The sequence below is a fragment of the Enterococcus sp. AZ179 genome (assembly GCF_050498885.1).
GTDB classification, from domain to species: domain Bacteria; phylum Bacillota; class Bacilli; order Lactobacillales; family Enterococcaceae; genus Enterococcus_D; species Enterococcus_D entomosocium.
The window spans coordinates 1,014,889-1,036,518 of sequence record NZ_JBMHEO010000001.1 but is presented as its reverse complement, the minus strand read 5'-3'; the positions used below and the strand labels follow the sequence as shown (position 1 = coordinate 1,036,518).

The following is a 21,630-nucleotide window of genomic DNA, read 5'->3' as shown; positions in this document are numbered from 1 at the left end:
AGAACGAACATGAAATGGAATGAAGTAACCGTAGCGACAGCTAGCGAAGCAGTGGAAGCAGTCGCCAATATTTTAATGGAACACGGAGCAAGTGGGGTAGCGATCGAGGACGTTTTAGATGTCGAAAATTTTAAAAGCGATGCGTATGGCGAAATTTTGGATAAAGAAACCTATACGACCTTAGAAGAAGGTGCGCAAGTCAGTGCCTATTTCCCAGAGACGATTTTTTTGCCAGAAGTGCTGCCGACGATCAAAGCAGCCATCGACCGTCTGCCGGAGTATGGTTTGGCAATCGGCAAAAACACCATCACAACGAGCGAGGTCGTGGAAGAAGCATGGGCAACGGCCTGGAAAAAATATTACCATCCAGTCCGTATCTCCCGCTATCTGACGATCGTGCCGAGCTGGGAAAACTATCAACCGCTGCAAGAAGATGAAAAGATCATCACCCTTGATCCGGGAATGGCCTTTGGGACCGGCACGCATCCTACGACACGCTTGACATTACAAGCCCTAGAAGTCTACTTGCGGGGCGGTGAAACCGTCTTAGATGTCGGGACGGGCTCAGGGGTGTTAAGTATCGCCAGCAAATATTTAGGTGCCAAAGACGTGTTTGCTTATGATCTAGATGAAGTCGCTGTGAGGTCCGCCCAAGAAAATATGGCGATGAACCCCATTGCTCACGATGTGACCGTGCAAGCCAATGACCTTTTGCAAGGGGTGACGGTCCCTGCTGATCTTATCGTTGCCAATATTTTAGCGGATATCATTTTATTGATGATCCCTGATGCATGGCGTTTATTGAAGCAAGAGGGCACCTTGATCGTTTCTGGGATCATTGAGACGAAAAAACAATTAGTGATCGATGCCATGATCGCACAAGGCTTTGAGATCGATCAATTGTTCAATCAAAAAGACTGGTATGCGATCGCCTTTAAAAAACCAGAGGTAGAGTAAGATGCAGCGATATTTTTTACAGGAGCCTTATGAAGCAAAAGCGGTGTTTGCCGTTTCGGGAGAACCCTTCCACCATATGATCCGAGTGATGCGCATGACTCCCGGCACGAAAGTCGGTTTAGTTTTTGAGGATCATTTGGCGATCATCGCCAAGATCAAAGAGGCCGATGAAGAAACGGTTTACTTAGAGGAAGTCGAAAAAGAACAGCAGGACAAGGAATTGCCGCTGCAGGTCACGATCGCTAGCGGCTACCCGAAAGGCGACAAGCTGGACTTGATCGTTCAAAAAGGCACGGAACTTGGGGCGGCAGCATTTATCGGTTTTCCTGCGCAAACTTCGGTCGTGAAATGGGATCAAAAGAAGTTACAGAAAAAGCAGCAGCGGCTGCAAAAAATCGCCAAAGAAGCGGCGGAGCAATCCCAACGGCAGATCGCACCAGCCATCACACTACTGGATAACGCCAAAGCATTTTGGCAAAGCCTCAGTCAGTACGATGCGGTCCTAGTGGCTTATGAAGAATCAGCCAAGCAAGGAGAAGTAGCGATGCTGCTGCAAGTGATCACCGAATTGCCCGTTGGTAGCAAAGTTTTAGCGATCTTTGGCCCAGAAGGCGGTCTGACCCCCTCCGAAATCGAAGGAGCCCAGGAAAACAACGCTAAATTATGCGGGTTAGGCCCTCGGATTTTACGAACAGAAACAGCACCGTTTTATTTTTTAAGTGCTGTCAGTGTGCTAACGGAATTAAAGAGGATGTGAGTTGATGAATAAGAACCAAGAAGCAATCAGTGTCCGTTTGTTGACGGCCGATATGACCGACTGGGTCTTGAAGGATTTTATCAATCAATATAAAACGGCTTTAAAGGAAGTCGTCGTTTTGCCTAGTGCCATTCGGCGGGCGAAAATCTTGGCACAAGGCTCTTCCTTACAAATCGGCGCAGTGATCGATTACCCCCTTGCCCAAGGAACACTGGCAAAGGTAGCGTTTGAAATCGGTCGGGCGTTTATGGAAGGTGCCGATTTTTTGGAAGTCTGGCTACCGGCTTCTTCCTTCATGGAAAATGATCGTGGCTTTGCGGAATTGACCGAAACGATTCGCTCCTTGACCTTGACAGGAGGGGAGATCCGCTTAGCTGTGCAAACCGAGATCATGAATGAATTGACGAAGATCCAAGTGGCACAACGCTTGAAAGAAGAAGCATGGCCAAAGATCGTGTTAGGACAAAAACAACCACTAGCAGAAGCATTGCACGACGTGAGCTTGTTTTCCTTAGATGGTGGCAGTCAACTGTCGATCCAGATCAATCCTGACACAATAGATGAACAAGCTATGCAATCACTACAGGCTGCCGGCGCCGAGAAAATCGGGCTCTCGTATCATGTTTTTGAAGAATTGCTTAAGGACAAGCCGGCACCCGATGTGCTTTGAACAACAGCGATTGAAAAATAGCTGAAAAATTTGTATAATAATACTACTAAATAAGAACTGCAGGTTAGACAGGAGTCCCATGCTTAGAACGTTTGTCCGCAAGGCTTTGGGTGCGTGACGAAACGTTAACAGCGACTTCTGTCTGCCTTTTTGATAGCACAAAAAAGAAAAGCAGGAGGCGGAATGAATGGCAAAAGAAGTTATATTGACCGGGCCCAATGTCATCAAATTGGTCGCTCATTATATGAGTGAAGAACATGTTGCCTTTGTCCAAAAAGCATTAGATTACGCGACAGAAGCCCATAAAGAACAATTCCGTAAATCCGGCGAGCCTTACATTATTCATCCAATCCAAGTTGCGGGGATCTTGGCAGAATTGCAGATGGACCCTCATACCGTTGCAACTGGTTTTTTGCATGATGTCGTCGAAGATACCGATGTGACGTTAGCCGATCTGAAAGAAGAATTCGGTGCCGATGTAGCGATGCTAGTGGATGGCGTGACCAAGCTGGGTAAGATCAAGTACAAATCTCATGAAGAACAATTAGCAGAAAATCATCGGAAAATGTTGATCGCCATGGCGCAAGATTTACGGGTCATCATGGTCAAACTGGCTGACCGTTTACATAATATGCGTACGTTGAAACATCTGCGGGAAGACAAACAACGCCGCATCGCCCAAGAAACGATGGAAATCTATGCCCCATTGGCTCATCGTTTAGGGATCAGCCGAATCAAATGGGAACTAGAAGATATTTCTTTGCGTTACTTGAATCCACAGCAATATTACCGAATCGTGCATTTGATGCAGACCAAACGAGAAGAACGGGAATCCTACGTTTCCGAAACCGTGGAAGAGATTCGGATCGCTACGGAGGAACTAGATATCTATGCTGAGATCTATGGTCGACCAAAGCATATTTACTCGATCTATCGCAAAATGAAAGACCAAAAGAAACAGTTCAATGAAATTTATGATTTGTTGGCGATCCGAGTGATCGTTGACTCCATCAAAGATTGTTACGCGGTTTTGGGAACGATCCATACAAAATGGAAACCAATGCCTGGGCGGTTCAAGGACTATATCGCTATGCCAAAAGCCAACATGTACCAATCGCTGCATACGACGGTCATTGGTCCCAAAGGCAATCCTGTCGAGATCCAAATTCGGACCCATGAAATGCATGAGATCGCTGAATTTGGGGTTGCTGCGCACTGGGCCTATAAAGAAGGCAAGACCGAAAAAGTCCGAGCCGACAAGATGACCCAACAAGTTGGCTGGTTCCGTGAAATCTTGGAACTGCAAGATGAAAGCTATGATGCTTCTGAATTTATGGAAGGTGTCAAAGGCGATATTTTCAGCGACAAAGTCTATGTATTTACGCCAAAAGGTGATGTGACGGAGTTGCCTCAAGGCTCCAGTCCACTGGATTTTGCCTATAGCATCCATACCGACATCGGCAACAAAACTACTGGTGCCAAGGTCAACGGCAAAATGGTCCAATTAGACTATAAGCTGAAAAATGGCGACATTATTGAGATTCTGACATCACCGAATTCCTTTGGGCCAAGCCGCGACTGGGTCAAACTAGTGGCTACCAGCAAAGCGAAGAACAAAATCAAACGATTTTTTAAAGCCCAAGATCGTGATGAGAATATCATCAAAGGACATGAGGCAGTGGTTCGTACCTTACAAGATATGGGCTTTGTGCCAAAAGAATTCTTGACGAAAAGCAAAATGGCGGAAGCTTGCGAACGATTCAATTATCAAACAGAAGATGACCTGTTTGCCTCTGTCGGCTATGGGGAAGTCAGTCCCACGACCTTAGCCAACCGTTTGACCGAAGAAGAACGGCGCGAGAAACAAATCGAGAAGCAAAAGCAGCAAGTCCAAGAGATGATCAATCAACCGGCGAAAAAAGAACCAGAAAAAATGAAGGTTCGTCACGAAGGCGGCATTGTCATTGAAGGGGTCGATAACTTGTTGATCCGCATCTCCCGCTGCTGCAATCCGGTTCCTGGGGATTCGATCGTCGGCTATATTACTAAAGGGCGGGGAATCTCGATCCACCGCAGCGATTGCCCCAATGTTCAAAACAAAGAGGCAGCGAACCGTTTGATCGATGTTGAGTGGGAAGATGCCACCGACATCAACAAAGAATACGATGCCGATCTTGAGATCTACGGCTATGATCGGTCTGGGTTGCTCAACGATGTCTTGCAGACGGTCAATAGCGTCACGAAACGCTTAGTGAGTGTCGAAGCCAAAACCAATAAAGACAAAATGGCAACGATCCGTATCACGGTGGCGATTCAGAATTTGACTCATTTGAAATCGATCGTTGATAAAATCAAGCAGATTCCAGATGTTTACAGCGTCAGACGTACGAAGGGGTGAGAAAGAATGCGGGCAGTGATCCAGCGAGTCAGTCAAGCAAGCGTGTCGATTGAGGACAATATCGTCGGTGCGATCCAACAAGGGTTCATGGTTTTGTTGGGGATCACCCATGAGGATACAGGCGACGATGTGGCTTATCTCGTAAGAAAAATCAAAAATCTGCGGGTTTTTGAAGACGAAGAGGGCAAAATGAATCGGTCACTGGAAAGCATAAACGGCGCGGTCTTGAGTATTTCACAGTTCACCCTTTATGGGGAGACCAAGAAAGGCAATCGCCCTAGTTTCATTCAAGCGGCACCGCCAAGTATTGCGACCCCGCTTTACGAAGCCTTTAATGAAGGTTTACAAGCCGAAGGCATCACTGTTGCTACTGGAAAATTTGGCGCAGATATGCAAGTCGCCTTGGTCAATGATGGCCCGGTGACGATCGTGATCGATACGAAAGAAAAATAGGGAATACAAAACGAAGGATTTTCTCGCTGGAAAAGAGTCGGAGAATTCCTTCGTTTTTTTTATACTCTCGAAAGCGCTAAGCATTTTTGATGGAATCCAAGTGAAATCTAAGTTGAAATCGGGAAATCTTACAAAACTGTTAGCAAAAATTCCATTCTTTTATTTGTTATTTAACATCTTTTTCTTGTTCTTTTATAAGGGTTATTAAATGGAAATATCTTTTTCACCCGTTTTTTAATATTTTAAATTCGAAAAACGATCCTTTATTGCGATTGTTCTTGAGGGAGAAGTATGGAATAATTGTTAAAAAATAATGTCACTGGAGGAAATAACAATGAACTTTTGGCAGCGTGCAATAAAGAGTATCACCAGAAGAAAAGGGAAATCATTTATTTTATTTTTAGTTCTATTTATTTTAGGCAATGTGATCGCTGGTGCTGTAGCAATTCAACAATCCACTGCCAACGTGGAGCGAGAGACGAAACGCAAAATGGGGAACGTAGCTACGGTGGAAATGGATTGGGAAGGTTTTGAAAAAGACCATGCGGATGCTTCGGAGGAAGAGCAGTCACAAGAAGATTTTTATCCGAAACCACCAGCGCTGGATCTTTATGAGCAAATCGGTCAATTAAGCTATGTGAAATATTTTGATTACCAAAATCAAGCTTGGTTAGAAACAACAAAATTGAAAGCCTATACGCCGGAGGATGGATCGGTCGGCATGGGTGGCAACTACTTCTCTTTGAAGGGCGGAAATTTGGTTGAGCCATTAGACATGCAAGAAGGCTTGATTCGCTTGGAGGAAGGCGAGGGATTGACAGAAAAAGATGTCAGTGAATTGACGAACGCGGTATTGATCAGTAAAGAGATCGCAGAATTGAATAACCTGAGTGTCGGTGATCAATTGGTATGGGATACACGGGCAGAAGTCATGATGGAAGGTGGTTCAAGCGAGGGAGTAAGTGATGATAGTGAGGATGCGACGGACGAAACGGCTGAGAGTGGCAATCGTGTCGCGACCTTTGATTATCCCGTGACCATTGCAGGGATCTTTTCTGTAATTAAAAAGGATCAAAGCAATCAAAGTAGTTCATCAGATCAAAGTGATTCACAAAATAGTGATCAGGTATGGCAAGTGATGGAACAAATCAATACCTTTTATGCTAGCAATAATTTAGTGCAAGATTTTAACAAATTGCAGTCTGAAAAACTTTGGGGTCAAGAAGTGATCGAAGAAGAGTCAGACGCCTATTATCAACCGATCTTTGTCCTAAATTCAACGGATGACGTCGAAGCCTTTAAACAAGAAGCCGGTGCGTTATTGCCCCAATATTATCGTATCATTGCTAATACGGATCAATACGAGCAGATCGCCGGTGGCTTTACTCGGTTAGGGGTGATCGCAAATTACATCGTGATCATTGCGTCTATCGCAACCATCTTTATTATTTCCTTAGTGGTCTTGCTTTTCTTACGAGATCGGAAACAAGAATTGGGCATCTATCTCTCCTTAGGGGAAAGCCGTGGGAAAGTCATTGGACAGATCGTGATTGAAGTCTTGCTGGTTAGTTTAGCCGCACTGCTATTGTCCTTAGTGACCGGGAACTTATTAGGTGGTGCCGTTTCAAATACCTTGATGCAAAACGATTGGATGAGCAATCAAAATGATATGGGCGGTGTTTATTCTGGCGGTTTGATGGCAGCTGATATTGATTACATGGATATCAAGAATGCCTATCAAGTGTCCTTCTCAGCAGGCTACATCATTACGTATCTGCTGTTAGGTTTAGGAACCGTCTTGTTCTCAGCTATTTTACCGCTGTTGTATATTTTACGCTTGAATCCAAAGAAAATCATGATGTAGGAGGAACCAACGATGACTTTATTAGAAACCAAAGCAGTCGATTACTATTACCAAGACGGCGATCAGCGCCGCTATATACTGAAAGAGACCTCTGTTTCTTTTGAAAAAGGGACTTTCTATGCCATCTTAGGGCAATCTGGTTCGGGAAAAACGACGTTTTTATCCTTGATCAGTGCGTTGGATAGTCCGAAAAGCGGTCAAGTACTTTATGAAGGCACCGATATCGAAAAAATTGGGCATGAAAATTATCGCCGCGACGACATCAGTATCATTTTCCAAAGCTATAATCTGATTCCCTATTTAAGTGCAGTTGAAAATGTCTTAGTGCCGATGGCGATCACGAAAAATCAGCTGCCAGACAATCAGCGAGAAGTGGCATACAATTTACTGGATTATATAGGCATCACCAAAGAAAAAGCCGATCGGCTCGTCAATCAATTATCTGGTGGAGAACAACAGCGGGTAGCGATCGCCCGGGCGTTAGCCACCAATGTCGATATCATTTTAGCGGACGAACCAACGGGGAATTTGGATGAAGAAATGGAACAAGAGATCATCGATATCTTTAAGGAGCTGGCACACGTCCACAACAAATGTGTGATCGTCGTGACCCACGCTAACGAGATCGCTCAACAAGCGGATGAAGTCTTGTATTTACGTAAAGGTGTGTTGAGTAAACATGAGTGATTTTTTATCAAATTTTAGCCCGGACAACTATGATGGCAAAAAGAAATCCGCTGGCAATAGCGAGAAAAAAACTAGCGAACCTGTCGGAGATCAAAATGCAAGAGGCGCGGAGCAAGCGAGCAAACCAGCGGAGCCAACGACGGTTCACCAATCAGAAGAGCCGACAGCTAGTGAGCCGATGAGTCGCTCGGCAGCCCGTCAACAAACACAGACGACTGAAGCAAAAGCGGCGAGTTCTGGGACTGAGAAGGTAGCATCAAAGGAACCAGTCAGCCGTTTTGGTAAAGAAGAAACGGAATTTGATCCGACCTACAAAAAGCGTCAGCAGAAAAAAATCTTGCTGATTGCTTTACTGACCGCCTTGGCGGTTGCCGTGATCGGGATCGTCTATTATCAGATGACCCATGTGAAGGTGCCGGATTTCACTGCCCAAGATCTGTCAGAAGCGCGGACGTGGGGCATGGAAGAAGGCGTCGCTATCAAAGTGGAGCAAGAATATGACTTTGACAAAGACGTCAACCAAGTAATCGACCAAAGTGTCGACCCTGAGAAAAAAATCAAGAAGGGTGCCACACTGACACTGACGGCGAGTCTCGGGCCTGATCCTGAAGAACGCTTAGAGCTACCGGATTTTTCAGCGATGCAAGTGACCGAAGCAAAAGATTGGATCGCTAGCAATAAAGCCGAAAACCTCTCTTTGATCGAACAATTTGACGACAATGTAGCAGCAGAAGCTTTTATCAAACAAGAGGCGGCCAACAAAGAGCTTGATTTAGCCGAATACAAACGCAAAGACCGTTTGAGTGTCTACTATTCAAAGGGCAAAGAAGTCTTTGAAAAAAATATTGAAGTACCTGATTTTACAGGCAAAGCCAAAAGTGAAGCTTCTGAATGGGCGAAAAAGAATGACTTGAAATACAAAGAAGAAACCGTCTTTTCTGACAGTGTCGCCCTGGATCTGGTCGTTTCACAAGAACCAGTCAAAGGCAGCAAACTTGCGAAAAAAGAAGAATTTGTGGTGAAGGTCTCAAAAGGCCAAGCTTTGACCGTTCCAGATTTTTCACAATACACGATCGAAGAAGCCCAAGGACTAGAATCAAAAATCCCGCTGCAAGTCAGCACGGTCTATTCCGATCAAGTGGCGTATGGTAGTTTCTTGAGTCAGTCGGAGGAAGCGGGCAAAGAGTACAGCGAAAGCGATACTTTGCCAACTGTCAAAGTCGTCTACTCATTAGGCAGACCGTATTTGAAAGACATCCGTTTCCAAGCAACGGAAGGCGACTTGCCAAAACTATTCTTTGATGAATACAAATCAAAAGGCGCCAATGTCTATTACGAAATCTACTATGTCGATTCGGCGGAACCAAAAGGAACCGTCGTTGAAATGAGCCGCTACGGCGAGTTCATTCCCCTAGAAACGTGGATCACCATCGGTATCAGCCGCGGCAATCTGCAAGGCAGTACCCAAACACCGCCGGCAGAGGATGGCGGGGAGGCGGATGAACCGGTCAGTACCGCTAGTTCATCTGCTGCCGAATAATCTCGCAACCGACACTTTTTCACACAGCATCAAAAGGTAAGCACCCTTCCTTGGAAGGGTGTTTTTACTTACTAATTGTAAAAAAAACACGAGCGAGCCGCTTGAAATCGCTGGATCGATAAAGTAAACTTGATGGTAACGAGAAAAAATGGCTCCGCAGTGCCATCTATAGAAGGGACGAAACAAATGATAAAAAAATTACTCGCGAATGTTGGCAGCTATAAGAAGGACAGCTTGCTGACCCCTGTGTATGTAGCAGGAGAGGTTGCCTTAGATGTCATTATGCCCCTGATCATGGCCATGATGATCGACCAAGGGATCGAAAAAGGAGACGCCGGTGTGATTCTAAGAGATGGCGGCTTGCTTTTTTTATGTTCCTTGATCGCATTACTTTTAGGAACGCTTGGCGGACGAACGGCAGCGATCGCTTCGGCTGGTTTTGCCCGCAACCTGCGGCACAATCTGTTTCGCCGAATCCAAGATTTTTCCTTTTCAAACATTGACCGCTTTTCTTCCTCCAGTTTGATCACCCGCTTGACCACTGACGTGACCAACGTCCAAAATGCGTATCAAATGATTATTCGTATTCTGGTCCGCAGTCCGTTAGTTCTGATTTTCTCACTTGCAATGGTTAGCACCATCAGCCCAGAACTTATGACGATCTACTTAGTTGTTTTACCGATCTTAGCGATTGGCCTTGCCTTAGTGATTCGTTTTGCCCACCCGCTATTTCTAAAAGTATTCCGCATTTATGACCGCTTGAATAATGTGGTGCAAGAGAATCTACAAGGGGTTCGCGTTGTGAAATCGTATGTCCGGGAAGAACAACAAGAAGAACTGTTTGGCGAAGTGTCCACCGATGTTTATCGGAATTTCACTCTCGCGCAACGAATCGTCTCTTTTAACATGCCATTGATGCAATTTGCAGTCTATACATGTATGTTGCTCTTGTCATGGTTTGGTGCCCAGTTGATCGTGGAACAAAGTAGCCTGACGACTGGTGAATTAGTCAGCATGTTCAACTACACGATGCAGATTTTGATGAGCTTGATGATGATGTCGATGGCTTTCGTGCAGATTTTGATCGCACGAACGTCGGCAGAACGGGTCGTGGAAGTATTAGATGAAGAAAGTGACTTGAAAAATCCCGCCGAACCAGTCAAAGAAATCAAAGACGGCTCCATCATTTTTGAAAATGTCGGCTTTAGTTACGCCAATGACAAAAACAAGTTGGCGCTGATTGATGCGAATCTACGCATCGAATCCGGTGAAGTCATTGGGATCATTGGTGGAACCGGGAGCGGGAAATCCACCCTCGTCCAGCTGATCCCCCGCTTATATGATGTGATTGAAGGGCGTGTCATCGTCGGCGGTCATGATGTTCGCGACTATGATTTAGAAGCATTGCGGGACCAAGTAAGTATGGTCTTGCAAAACAATGTACTCTTTAGCGGCACCATCAACGACAATTTACGTTGGGGCAATGAAGAGGCGTCGGATGAAGAGATCCAGCGCGTGGCGACGATCGCACAAGCCGATCCTTTCATTCAAGAGTTTCCTGATAAATATGAAACGCAGATCTCACAAGGAGGGAACAATGTTTCCGGTGGGCAAAAACAACGGTTGACGATTGCCCGTGCCTTATTAAAGAAACCGAAAATCTTGATTCTCGATGATTCTACTAGTGCCGTCGACACCAAAACCGATCGCAGTATCCGCGAAGGCTTGAAACGAGAAATTCCGGGAACGACGACGATCATTATTTCCCAACGGATCAATTCGATCGAAGACGCCGACCGGATCATCGTAATGGATGATGGCAAAATCAATGGCATCGGTACCCACGAAGAATTGTTGGCAAACAATGCCATCTATCAAGAAGTGTACCATTCGCAGCAGAAAGGATTTGGTGAAGGTGAAGAATAGACAAGCAGCAAATCCCAAGCGTACATTAAAACGTTTATTGCGAACGATGTTTGGCGACTACAAAGGACAACTCCTATTCGTCGTTGTTATGATCTTGTTAAGTGCTTTTGCCAACGTTCGTGGTTCGTTGTTTTTACAAGTCGTGATCGACGATCATATCACACCGCTTTTAGGGCAAGCCAATCCTGATTTTGGCGGCTTGTTTCGGGCGATCGTCCAAATGGCGATCATCTACCTGATTGGGATCTTGGCCGCACTGATCTATAACTTTATGATGGTCAAGATCAGTGAGGGCACGCAAAAAAAAATCCGTGACCAAATGTTTACACATATGCAGTCTCTACCAGTCGGCTACTTTGATGCCCGCTCAGATGGCGACATCATGAGTCACTTTACCAACGATACGGATACGTTGCGTCAAATGATCTCCCAAAGTATTCCAAACTTGATGATGGCGGCGGTAACCTTTTGTTCTGTCTTTATCGCCATGTTCTCCATCAGTGTTCCATTGACTCTGTTCGTGATGCTGTCGGTTATTTTGATGCTGAATGTGATCCGCATCATTTCTCGCCGCAGCGGCCGCTTCTTTGGCGCACAGCAACGAGATTTAGGCGCTGTCAACGGGTATATCGAAGAAATGATGCACGGACAAAAAGTCGTCAAAATCTTCAATCATGAAAAAATCGTCATGGAAGAATTTGATGCCTTAAATGATCAACTGCAAGAAAGTGCCACTAAAGCCAATGTCAATGCCAATACCTTGATGCCGATCATGATGAACTTACTAAATGTCCAATATGTCTTGATCGCCATCATTGGTGGCCTGTTTGCCATCAATGGTGTTTCTGGACTGACGGTCGGGATGATCGCTTCTTTCTTGCAACTGAGCCGTTCATTGAATGGCCCTATCAGCCAAGTATCACAACAAATCAACTTTGTGATCATGGCATTAGCCGGTGCTGAGCGAATTTTCAACCTATTAGATGAAACGCCAGAAATCGATCATGGCTACGTCACACTGGTCAATGCCAAATGGTCGCAAGGTCAACTAGTTGAAACCAAAGAACGAACAGGCACGTGGGCGTGGAAACATCCCCACGAGGATGGAACCATTACCTATACGGAAGTGACGGGAGACGTGCGATTTGAAGATGTTGATTTCGGCTATGTCGATAATCAACTGGTCTTACATGAGATCAATCTGTATGCAGAGCCTGGGCAAAAAGTTGCCTTTGTTGGTGCAACAGGTGCTGGTAAGACAACGATCACCAATCTGATCAATCGATTCTACAACATCCAAGACGGGAAGATTCGCTATGATGGTATCAATATTGAAAAAATCCATCTGGAATCCCTCCGTCGCTCATTAGGAATCGTTTTGCAAGACACCCATTTGTTTACTGGAACGATTCGCGAGAATATTCGCTTCGGAAAACTGGATGCTAGTGATGAAGAAGTGCTGGCAGCAGCGAAACTAGCCAATGCCGACATGTTTATCAATCATTTGCCAGAAAAATACGACACCGTGATCACGGGCGATGGCGAAGGGCTTTCCCAAGGTCAACGGCAGCTGTTGGCAATTGCTCGCGCAGCGATCGCTGATCCGCCAGTGATGATCTTAGACGAAGCCACCTCAAGCATCGATACCCGTACAGAGCGGATCGTCCAATCAGGGATGGATCGTTTGATGTCTGGACGGACCGTGTTTGTGATCGCCCATCGATTGTCTACAATCCAAAACTCCGATGCCATCATGGTGATGGATCATGGCCGTATCATTGAGCGGGGGACCCATGAAACGCTGTTGGCAGAAAAAGGCACCTATTATCAGCTATATACTGGGAAAATCGAATTGGATTGATTCTGCCATTGCTACGGCTTGAAGCTGCAGCGACTGGCGATCTGCCTATTTTCCCCTTGTTTGCAACGACCGATTGGCAGTAAGCCAGTCGGCTTTTTTGCGCAGCTCGAAAAAATGGTATACTGTCACTGAGACAGCCGTAGAACGGCGGCAGCACGTAAGCAGTTGTGCTGCGGAAAATGGATTCCACGAGGTGAAAATATGAAACTAGCATTGGCAAAGATCGTTTTAGACGAAGAATGGTATGAGGTGGTCCAATCGGAAAAAGGGCTAGTGTATTTTGGTCGGCAGCAGGATCATCATGAATTACTCAAATTCTTTCCATTGGCTGAAATCAGTAGTATAGCTGACCTTGATCCAGTAATTGAAACGCAGCTGCAAGCTTATTTTGCAGGGGAACCAGTGACGTTTACTTTTGCGTTTGATTTTGTAGGGACACCGTTTCAACAAACCGTTTGGCAAGCACTGACCCAAATTCCTTATGGTGAAACCACTACGTACAGTGACTTGGCGCTGCGCATTCAACGTCCGACCGCTGTCCGAGCTGTCGCCAACGCAGTGGGGCGTAACCCAATGATGATCGTGGTTCCTTGTCATCGGGTGTTAGGAAAAAACGGCCGCTTGACGGGGTATCGGGGCGGGTTAGCAACCAAACGCCGACTACTGCAACTGGAAGGGATTCCGTTTAAAGAATAAGGAAAGCAAACTATTTATAGTAAAAAATACTAAAAAGCAATTTCATTTCCTTTTTTCTCTGGTATAATAAAATTGATTCCGGTTACAAGAAGGGGTGGAGGAAATGAACATCGTTGATTTGCAAAATGGTTCTGATATTCGAGGGATTGCGATCGCAACAGAAAAAGAACAGGTGACGCTGACGGAGCAAGCGGTTCGGCAAGTTGCTTCGGGCTTGCGCAACTGGTTGGAAACAAAGGGCAGCGGACCTTTTCGCGTGGCAGTCGGTCGTGACAGTCGCTTGAGTGGCGAAGCACTGCAAGAAGTGTTGATGGCACAGCTGCAGCAAGAAGGCGTGGCAGTGATCGATTGTGGCTTGGCAACGACACCAGCCATGTTTATGAGCACACAGTTTGCGGATTTCGACTGTGATGCTGGTGTGATGCTGACAGCTAGTCATTTGCCTTATTACTTTAATGGAATAAAAATTTTCAGCCGCCAAGGCGGTGCCGAAAAAATGGATATCCACTATATTTTGACCCACACTACCGTTCATGAGGCAGCGGAAAAAGGAAGCTATCAGCAAAAAGACCTGCTGACGCCCTATGCCCAAGATCTACTGCAAAAAATTCGCCAAGGGATGGGAACCAATGAGGAAAAACCTTTGGCTGGATTAAAGATCATTGTTGATGCAGGCAATGGTGCCGGCGGCTTTTTTGCTGAAAAAGTGTTGCTGCCGCTAGGGGCAGATACGAATGGCTCGCAATTTTTAGAACCGGATGGGCATTTTCCCAATCATATCCCTAATCCAGACAATAAAGAGGCGATGGCAAGTATTCGTGAAGCCGTCTTACGAGAACAAGCCGATCTAGGCATTATTTTCGATACCGATGTCGACCGCTCGGCTGTCGTGACCAAAAGCGGTGAGCCCTTGAACCGCAACAATATGATTGCTGTATTAAGCAAGATCATCTTAGCGGAACACCCAGGCACGCGCATCGTCACCAATTCGCCAACCTCCAATCATTTAAAAACTTTTATCGAAGCACTGGGAGGACAGCAAGTACGCTATATTTCTGGCTACCGCAATGTGATCAACAAAGCGATTGAATTGAATGAAGCAGGACTGGACACACAGTTAGCCATCGAAACCAGCGGGCATGCCGCGTTTAAAGAAAATTTCTTTTTAGATGACGGGGCGTACGTGATCGCCAAGCTCTTGATGATGCTGCCACAATTGCAACAGCAAGGCACGACACTGGATGAGCTGATCGCGGCGTTGCAACAACCCGCCGAGACCCAAGAATTGCGCTTTGCGATCCAAAAAGCCGACTATCAAGACTATGGTCGCCAAGTGATCGCGGATTTAGCCGATCATTTGCTGCCAGGCTGGCAGATCGATCCAGAAAATGAGGAAGGCATTCGCATCAACTTGACAGCGCCCTATGGCCAAGGCTGGTTCTTGCTGCGAATGAGCTTGCACGAACCACTGCTGGTGCTGCAGATCGAAAATGATGAAGCGGGTCATCTACCGGCAGTCGTTCAAGCAATCGGTCGCTTCCTATCGCAGTATGAAGCCATCGATCAAAGCAAACTGACACAGTTTTTAGCACAGCAACCAAAAATTTGAAGAAAAGCAGGGAACTAAAATGGTGATCTTGATGCTGCTGATCATGGCAGTGACGTATGGTGTGAATTTTTTCTTGTTTCGTTATTTGAACAAACGACCAAAAATCGATGTCGTTGAACGGTTATCAATGCTATTAGGTGTCAACATGAGTGTGCTTTTTTTCGATGGGATTTTATTGTTTATCGGAAAACTACTAATTGAGACTGTTGAGATCATCGAGTAACCTAGTCGTCCGTTTTTTGTTTGCCTCTTCACTGATTCCTCAGGACAGTGAAGAGGTTTTTTAGGGTTTGCTAAAAACGGCGATTAATGTTCGCATTCGTTTTTGATATTTGATAAAGTAAAGAGGAGAAAATTACGCAAAGTGAGGGAATTCACGGATATGGCAAAAATAATGGTAGTAGAAGATGAAGCGGTGATTCGCCAACTGATTATCGAAGAACTAGAAAAATGGCAGTTTGAGACCTTTGGCACGACGGATTTCCATCAAGTGTTGACTGACTTTGAAGAACAAGAGCCCCAACTGATTTTACTGGATATTAATTTGCCGGTTTTTGATGGCTACTATTGGTGTCAAAAAATCCGCGAAGCTTCCAAAGTACCAATCATTTTTATTTCCAGTCGCAATACCAATATGGATATGATCATGGCCATGAATATGGGGGCGGACGATTTTGTGACAAAACCTTTTGAGATCGACGTTCTGATTGCAAAAATCAATGCCTTATTGCGCCGTTCCTACAACTATGTAGAAAGCAGCAGCGAGACGTTAGTGCATAACGGTTTGACCCTCAATATCGACAACAGCAGCATGTATATCAATGGCGAAAGCATCGATCTTAGCAAAAACGAATACCGCCTGCTGTATATTTTGATGAAAAATCACGGCAAGATTTTAAGTCGTGAAAAACTCTTGCGGGCCTTATGGGATGACGAGCGTTTTGTAGATGACAATACCTTGACGGTCAATATCAATCGTTTGCGACGAAAAATCGAACAAGCGGGGATGAATGGCTACATTGAAACCAAGGTTGGTCAAGGGTATATCGTACCATGACAAAGTGGCGGGTTTTGCGCAGTTTTTTGAAAGATCGTTGGCTGCTGTTTATTGGCTGGCTGGTCTTTTTCGTGTTGACGGTCTTAGTTTTTTGGCTGACTCCTCATTCCCCGATGGATTGGGGTACAGTCGGCTATCTCTTTTTGATGCAAAGTGTCTTGATGGTGTTCTTTTTGGCAATCAGCTACTTATCTAAGCGGCGTTTTTGGCAAAAAATCACCCCCAAGCCCGGAGACAGCTTGCTGCAAAACTACTTGCAAGGAGCACGCTCGGCGGAAGAAGAACGGATCGAATCTTACATCAATCAGTTGATCCGAGAGCACCAAGAATTGATGCAGCAAGTCGTCAGCAATCAAGAAGAACAAAAGGAATACATCGATTCGTGGGTCCATGAAATCAAAGTACCTTTAGCCGCATCACGATTGCTTTTGCATTCGATCGAATTTGATATTCCAGATGAAAAATTCATCTTACTAGAAAATGAATTGAACCGCATGAACGAATACGTCGAGCAAGTCTTGTACGTCGCCCGTTTGGACAGCTTTTCAAAAGATTATCTGGTCCAAGAAATTTCATTGAAAGCCGTCATCCAGCCGGTTTTACGCAGTCAGGCAAATTATTTTATCCAAAAGAACCTGCACTATGCCGTTGAAGGTGAGGATCAGCAAGTGTTGACCGATGAAAAATGGCTCGGCTTTATCTTTCGACAATTGGTCAGCAATGCCGTTAAGTACACACCACAAAATGGGCAGCTGACAATTCGGATCGAAAAAGATGCCCAAGGAACCTATCTCCACTTGCAAGATAGTGGGATCGGCATTCCTAAAGAAGACATGCGTCGCATCTTTGATAAAGGCTTTACGGGCGAAAATGGGCGCCAAACGGACACCCACTCGACGGGATTAGGGCTCTTTTTAGCGAAAAGTTTAGCGAAGGAATTAGGCATCGAGCTAACGGCTTCGTCGACAGTTGGAAAAGGAACCACCATGACGCTGTTCTTTCCCTTGTTGAGTTATTATGAGGAAAAACGCTAATCTGCTTTTTTTCGAGTATCTTTTTGTGTTTTTTGACAAAAATCACTTGTCCCTAGAACGTTTTCACTGATACACTAAAGCCTGTGTTTAAAATTGAATGGTAAGGATGAATGAAATGGAGATACTCGTTGCATTAGTACCAATGTTTGCGTGGGGCAGCATTGGTTTAGTAAGTGCCAAACTTGGCGGGGATGCGAACCAGCAAACGCTAGGAATGACGATTGGTGCCTTTTTCTTTTCTCTGGTCGTATATTTTGTGACGATGCCAGTGATTGATGGAAAGGTGATTTTGATCGGTCTTTTGTCTGGTCTCTTTTGGTCCGTCGGTCAAAACGGTCAATTCCATGGCATGAAATATTTAGGTGTGTCTGTTGGACTGCCGCTTTCAACCGGCATGCAGCTGATTTTAAATACGGTCGCCGGTGCATTGTTTTTTGCGGAATGGACCCAGACCCGCGATTATGCATTAGGTGTTAGCGCGTTGATCTTATTGGTGATCGGGGCTTATCTGACCGCTCGCCAAGATGGTGAAAGTCCGGTAGAAGCCGGCAGCAAGATGCTTGATTTTCCTAAAGGATTTCGGGCATTGATCTCATCCACTATTGGGTACGGCGCCTATACGATTTTGATTACTTGGGCAGGATTGGACCCATTGGCGATCATTTTGCCACAAAGTGTCGGGATGCTGATCGGTGCCAGCCTATTTGCTTTAAGAAAGACGAAGGTCGACCGTTTTGTAGGGAAAAATACCTTGTCAGGATTGTTATGGGGCATCGGCAATGTCTGCATGCTGATCACGGTTCAGCAAGTCGGACTAGCGGTGGGCTTCTCATTGTCGCAGATGGGAATCATCATTTCAACGCTAGGCGGGATTTTTATTCTCGGCGAAAAGAAAACCAAAAAAGAACTGCGGTATGTGGTGATTGGTTGTCTGCTGGTGATTATCGGCGGTGTTTTGCTGGGGTATATGAAAGCAACATAAACGTATATTTTTGAGGAGGAGTTATGGATTTATTTCGAAAAAAAGTCATACAACGGGAAAGTGTGACGAATTTAAAAAAAGAGTTGAAGTTAAAAGATTTGATTATGTTGGGGATCGGCGCCATTATCGGCACAGGTATCTTTGTTGTTACAGGGACTGCTTCTGCTGAGTATGCCGGACCGGCATTGATTCTTTCCTTTGTTGTAGCTGGTATCGTTGTTGTGTTATCAGGGCTTTCTTTTGCGGAATTTGCTTCTCGGATCCCCGTTTTAGGGGGCGCCTATTCGTATCTGTATGTCGTTTTTGGTGAATTTACCGCGTGGCTGGCAGGCTGGTTTTTGATTTGCGAGTTCTTATTGGCCGTTTCTTCGGTGGCATCTGGCTGGTCAGGCTATGTGCAAGGCTTTTTGGCCAGTGCGGATATCCATTTACCAACTGCGTTGACGGGCGGTTATGACCCAAGCAAGGGGACCTACATTGATTTGATCGCTGGTTTAGTCATTATTTTTGTAACCTTGTGGGTCAGCCAAGAAGCGAAAAAAGCGTTACGTTTGAACAATGCCATGGTATGGGTCAAATTCGGCGTGATCCTCTTGTTTATCGTCTTTGGTGCCTTTTTCGTGGAACCAGACAACTGGCAGCCCTTTATGCCCTTTGGTTTTTCAGGCGTTTTTAATGGTGCAGCGTTAGTTTTCTTTGCTTTTCTTGGCTTTGATGCCGTCGCAATGGCGGCGGAAGAAGTCGAAGATGCCAAGAAAAATGTCCCTCGAGGAATCATTGGTTCCATTGCGATCGCAACTGTCCTTTATATCATTGTCACACTGATCATGACGGGAATCGTTCCGTTTGCTGAATTAGGAGTCAATGATCCGGTAGCTTTTGCGATGCGTTATGTCGGTCATGGGGTTGTCGGATCAATCATTTCTGTGGGTGCGATCTTGACCTTATTAACAGTGACGATCGCTATGATGTACTCCTTGGCGCGTCTGTTATATGCCATCAGTAAAGATGGGTTATTGCCAAAAGCGATGCAAGCCATTGATCCAAAGCATCAAACACCAAAGAAAGCGACCTACATCGCGGGTGTTTTTGCTTTCTTCTTTGCGGCAGCTTTCCCATTGAATATCTTGGCAGAATTGACCAACATTGCGGCATTGTCGTATATGATCTTAATGTCCTTAGGAATCATCAAGCTGCGGAAGATGATGGGCCCACCTGCTAAAGGCGAATTCAAAGTACCACTGGTACCGTTATTGCCTTTGTTGTCCGTTGCCAGCTGTCTCTTCTTGATGACCCGTCTACAAACGGCGACCTGGATCGTTTTTGGGATCTCCTTAGTGATCGGAATCGCGATCTATTTTGTATATGGCTATCGTAACAGCGAATTAAATGAGAAAATTGACGAATAGGATTGTGAAAAGGCAAAGACCCGGATGCGGTTTTTGTCTTTTTTTATGTAAATATAGCCGAGCTTCCTATAAGCAGCGTTTTAGGAGGCTTTTTTTGTTATTCAAATAGTGGTCATTTCTGGTGCTGATCATTGCAATGACAGTCTTTCTTGATCAAAAGTCCTCTATGAATCTGCTTTTTTTGAGAAATTTTCCAAATGACAGATTCGCTAAAGGTTCATCCAGTATGCTTTTGTTAGAGAAAAAAAGAGAGGATGTTGGCAATTGAATTATATGAAACGGGCATGGCTGAGTGTGACGAGAAAGCGAGGAAAATCTGCAATATTGTTTGCTGTTATTCTAATTTTAGGAAATGTGATCGCTGGCGCAATTGCGGTCAATCAGTCGACTCAAAATGTCGAAAAGCAGATCAAAAACCAATTAGGTTCCCTCGCAACGATCGATATCGACTATGAATCCTTGATGGCAAATAGTGAGGGCGGCGCAAGTATGGAGGAGATTCAGCCGCTGCCGGAGGAGCTGATCAAACAAATTGGCGAGCGCTCGGAAGTCAAACAGTATGACTATTTGCGAGAAGCATCGATTGCTGTTGAAAACTTCAAACCTTATCGTTTTAGTCGTCAAGAAGATGATGACAATGTCATGATCGTTGGGGGCATGCTTTCCTTGATCCATTTGGCAGGAACCAATCTCTTAAAGCCGCTAGACTTTGAAGAAGGTACGGTGAATTTAACACAGGGACGCTTCTTCACTGAAGAGGAACAGCGTACCGGAAAACGTGTGGGGTTGATTTCTGAAGAGTTGGCTCAGGAAAACGGCTTAGCCGTCGGTGACACCATGGTCTTAGATGGACAGTTTATCGACTATTCGTCTGGTGAAGAGACAGAGAAACAAAAAGGCAATGATTACCCAATTGAAATCGTCGGGATCTTTAAAAACACAAATTTAGAAAAAGCGAATGAAAAAAATGATAATTCGAGTTCGTCCTTTTTTGATGATAGTCCCTTCAATCGTATCTATATGCCAAATGATGCTGTGAAAACGATTGTTGAAGAGGAACGTGCGGGGCAACAAGCGGCATTTCCAGCGACAGATCCTGGTTCTGATAAGGATTTCTTTACCCCGCAATTTATTTTGAATCAACCAGAAGATGCAGAACAATTCAAACAAGAGGTGACACCACTCTTGCCAAATGGCTATAAGGTCAATGCTTCTACGGATGAGTATGACCGTGTGGGGACCAGTATGAATCGCTTATCACAAATTTCCTCGTATGTCGTAGTGATTGCGGTGATTGCTTCCTTGATTATTATCTCCTTGATCATTGTCTTGTTTACCCGAGATCGTAAATATGAGTTAGGTATCTACCTTTCGTTAGGGGAACGCCGGAAATACGTGTTTGCACAGATTGTGATCGAACTCCTGTTGATTGGTGTCAGTGCAATGCTGATCTCCTTGGTTACAGGGAATATGCTGGGCAAGATGGTTTCTGAATCTTTGTTAACCAGCAGTATGCTAGAGGCAAACCAGACAGGGATGGAACAATTCTTTGTGGGTGCACCGAAAATCGACCAAGCGACGATCAACGAGGCGTTTCGCGTTCAATATACCTTATCTTATGTGATCGCCTTTTTAGCGACTGGGATCGTGACGATCTTGCTTTCGGCAGTGGTGCCGCTGTTGTATATTTTACGGTTGAATCCGAAAAAAATCATGCTGTAAGGAGCGAT

At 45.2% G+C, this 21,630-nt stretch carries 18 protein-coding genes; all 18 read left to right on the top strand.

Going from position 1 to position 21,630, the window contains the following annotated elements; all coding sequences use genetic code 11:
* Nucleotides 1-9: 9 nt before the first annotated feature.
* The 18 genes from prmA to IGI88_RS04815 all read left to right on the top strand — a co-directional run bounded on the left by prmA (nt 10) and on the right by IGI88_RS04815 (nt 21,622).
* Nucleotides 10-957: a 50S ribosomal protein L11 methyltransferase gene (prmA, locus tag IGI88_RS04900; RefSeq protein ID WP_005233456.1), complete on the top strand. Its 948-nt coding sequence runs from the start codon at nt 10-12 to the stop codon at nt 955-957.
* 1 nt (nt 958) lies between these two features.
* Complete coding sequence (locus IGI88_RS04895) at nt 959-1,714, top strand: 16S rRNA (uracil(1498)-N(3))-methyltransferase (RefSeq protein WP_429969524.1); 756 nt, start codon at nt 959-961, stop codon at nt 1,712-1,714.
* A gap of 4 nt (nt 1,715-1,718) precedes the next feature.
* A complete protein-coding gene (locus IGI88_RS04890) occupies nt 1,719-2,384 on the top strand; it encodes a deoxyribose-phosphate aldolase (protein WP_016621954.1) in 666 nt (221 codons plus the stop codon).
* Nucleotides 2,385-2,571: 187 nt separating this feature from the next.
* Complete coding sequence (locus tag IGI88_RS04885; RefSeq protein WP_005233463.1) at nt 2,572-4,782, top strand: RelA/SpoT family protein; 2,211 nt, start codon at nt 2,572-2,574, stop codon at nt 4,780-4,782.
* Nucleotides 4,783-4,788: 6 nt separating this feature from the next.
* A complete protein-coding gene (dtd, locus tag IGI88_RS04880; protein ID WP_008382058.1) occupies nt 4,789-5,235 on the top strand; it encodes a D-aminoacyl-tRNA deacylase in 447 nt (148 codons plus the stop codon).
* Nucleotides 5,236-5,548: 313 nt separating this feature from the next.
* The gene (locus IGI88_RS04875; protein ID WP_016621953.1) at nt 5,549-7,099 is read left to right on the top strand and encodes an ABC transporter permease; all 1,551 of its coding nucleotides are present in this window, start codon (nt 5,549-5,551) and stop codon (nt 7,097-7,099) included.
* Between the two features lie 12 nt (nt 7,100-7,111).
* A complete protein-coding gene (locus tag IGI88_RS04870) occupies nt 7,112-7,786 on the top strand; it encodes an ABC transporter ATP-binding protein (RefSeq protein WP_005227776.1) in 675 nt (224 codons plus the stop codon).
* A complete protein-coding gene (locus IGI88_RS04865) occupies nt 7,779-9,326 on the top strand; it encodes a PASTA domain-containing protein (protein ID WP_005233477.1) in 1,548 nt (515 codons plus the stop codon). Before IGI88_RS04870 ends, IGI88_RS04865 begins: the two co-directional genes overlap by 8 nt.
* A 186-nt stretch (nt 9,327-9,512) precedes the next feature.
* A complete protein-coding gene (locus tag IGI88_RS04860; protein WP_042890682.1) occupies nt 9,513-11,252 on the top strand; it encodes an ABC transporter ATP-binding protein in 1,740 nt (579 codons plus the stop codon).
* Nucleotides 11,191-13,113: an ABC transporter ATP-binding protein gene (locus IGI88_RS04855; RefSeq protein ID WP_228085046.1), complete on the top strand. Its 1,923-nt coding sequence runs from the start codon at nt 11,191-11,193 to the stop codon at nt 13,111-13,113. Before IGI88_RS04860 ends, IGI88_RS04855 begins: the two co-directional genes overlap by 62 nt.
* 201 nt (nt 13,114-13,314) lie before the next feature.
* The gene (locus IGI88_RS04850) at nt 13,315-13,809 is read left to right on the top strand and encodes a methylated-DNA--[protein]-cysteine S-methyltransferase (protein ID WP_005233483.1); all 495 of its coding nucleotides are present in this window, start codon (nt 13,315-13,317) and stop codon (nt 13,807-13,809) included.
* A 103-nt stretch (nt 13,810-13,912) separates the two neighbouring features.
* On the top strand, nt 13,913-15,418 hold the full coding sequence (locus tag IGI88_RS04845) for a phosphoglucomutase (RefSeq protein ID WP_005233485.1): 1,506 nt from the start codon (nt 13,913-13,915) through the stop codon (nt 15,416-15,418).
* Nucleotides 15,419-15,437: 19 nt separating this feature from the next.
* Complete coding sequence (locus IGI88_RS04840; RefSeq protein WP_005227790.1) at nt 15,438-15,641, top strand: hypothetical protein; 204 nt, start codon at nt 15,438-15,440, stop codon at nt 15,639-15,641.
* 159 nt (nt 15,642-15,800) lie between these two features.
* A complete protein-coding gene (gene sapR, locus IGI88_RS04835; protein ID WP_005227794.1) occupies nt 15,801-16,475 on the top strand; it encodes a two-component system response regulator SapR in 675 nt (224 codons plus the stop codon).
* A complete protein-coding gene (gene sapS, locus IGI88_RS04830) occupies nt 16,472-17,509 on the top strand; it encodes a two-component system sensor histidine kinase SapS (protein WP_016621950.1) in 1,038 nt (345 codons plus the stop codon). Before sapR ends, sapS begins: the two co-directional genes overlap by 4 nt.
* 115 nt (nt 17,510-17,624) lie before the next feature.
* Nucleotides 17,625-18,491, top strand: a complete 867-nt coding sequence (locus IGI88_RS04825; protein ID WP_008379298.1) for a GRP family sugar transporter — start codon at nt 17,625-17,627, stop codon at nt 18,489-18,491.
* Nucleotides 18,492-18,514: 23 nt separating this feature from the next.
* On the top strand, nt 18,515-19,900 hold the full coding sequence (locus IGI88_RS04820; RefSeq protein WP_005233503.1) for an APC family permease: 1,386 nt from the start codon (nt 18,515-18,517) through the stop codon (nt 19,898-19,900).
* Nucleotides 19,901-20,173: 273 nt separating this feature from the next.
* A complete protein-coding gene (locus IGI88_RS04815) occupies nt 20,174-21,622 on the top strand; it encodes an ABC transporter permease (protein WP_016621948.1) in 1,449 nt (482 codons plus the stop codon).
* The last annotated feature ends 8 nt before the right edge of the window (nt 21,623-21,630 follow it).

Bases quoted from the DNA above. Each gene is read 5' to 3' on its own strand.
- IGI88_RS04820 (WP_005233503.1), top strand. From the start codon at position 18,515: ATGGATTTATTTCGAAAAAAAGTCATACAACGGGAAAGTGTGACGAAT.
- dtd (WP_008382058.1), top strand. From the start codon at position 4,789: ATGCGGGCAGTGATCCAGCGAGTCAGTCAAGCAAGCGTGTCGATTGAG.
- IGI88_RS04870 (WP_005227776.1), top strand. From the start codon at position 7,112: ATGACTTTATTAGAAACCAAAGCAGTCGATTACTATTACCAAGACGGC.
- IGI88_RS04885 (WP_005233463.1), top strand. From the start codon at position 2,572: ATGGCAAAAGAAGTTATATTGACCGGGCCCAATGTCATCAAATTGGTC.
- IGI88_RS04860 (WP_042890682.1), top strand. From the start codon at position 9,513: ATGATAAAAAAATTACTCGCGAATGTTGGCAGCTATAAGAAGGACAGC.
- IGI88_RS04850 (WP_005233483.1), top strand. From the start codon at position 13,315: ATGAAACTAGCATTGGCAAAGATCGTTTTAGACGAAGAATGGTATGAG.
- sapR (WP_005227794.1), top strand. From the start codon at position 15,801: ATGGCAAAAATAATGGTAGTAGAAGATGAAGCGGTGATTCGCCAACTG.
- sapS (WP_016621950.1), top strand. From the start codon at position 16,472: ATGACAAAGTGGCGGGTTTTGCGCAGTTTTTTGAAAGATCGTTGGCTG.
- IGI88_RS04815 (WP_016621948.1), top strand. From the start codon at position 20,174: ATGAAACGGGCATGGCTGAGTGTGACGAGAAAGCGAGGAAAATCTGCA.
- IGI88_RS04865 (WP_005233477.1), top strand. From the start codon at position 7,779: ATGAGTGATTTTTTATCAAATTTTAGCCCGGACAACTATGATGGCAAA.
- IGI88_RS04890 (WP_016621954.1), top strand. From the start codon at position 1,719: ATGAATAAGAACCAAGAAGCAATCAGTGTCCGTTTGTTGACGGCCGAT.
- IGI88_RS04855 (WP_228085046.1), top strand. From the start codon at position 11,191: ATGCCATCTATCAAGAAGTGTACCATTCGCAGCAGAAAGGATTTGGTG.
- prmA (WP_005233456.1), top strand. From the start codon at position 10: ATGAAATGGAATGAAGTAACCGTAGCGACAGCTAGCGAAGCAGTGGAA.
- IGI88_RS04840 (WP_005227790.1), top strand. From the start codon at position 15,438: ATGGTGATCTTGATGCTGCTGATCATGGCAGTGACGTATGGTGTGAAT.
- IGI88_RS04845 (WP_005233485.1), top strand. From the start codon at position 13,913: ATGAACATCGTTGATTTGCAAAATGGTTCTGATATTCGAGGGATTGCG.
- IGI88_RS04825 (WP_008379298.1), top strand. From the start codon at position 17,625: ATGGAGATACTCGTTGCATTAGTACCAATGTTTGCGTGGGGCAGCATT.
- IGI88_RS04895 (WP_429969524.1), top strand. From the start codon at position 959: ATGCAGCGATATTTTTTACAGGAGCCTTATGAAGCAAAAGCGGTGTTT.
- IGI88_RS04875 (WP_016621953.1), top strand. From the start codon at position 5,549: ATGTCACTGGAGGAAATAACAATGAACTTTTGGCAGCGTGCAATAAAG.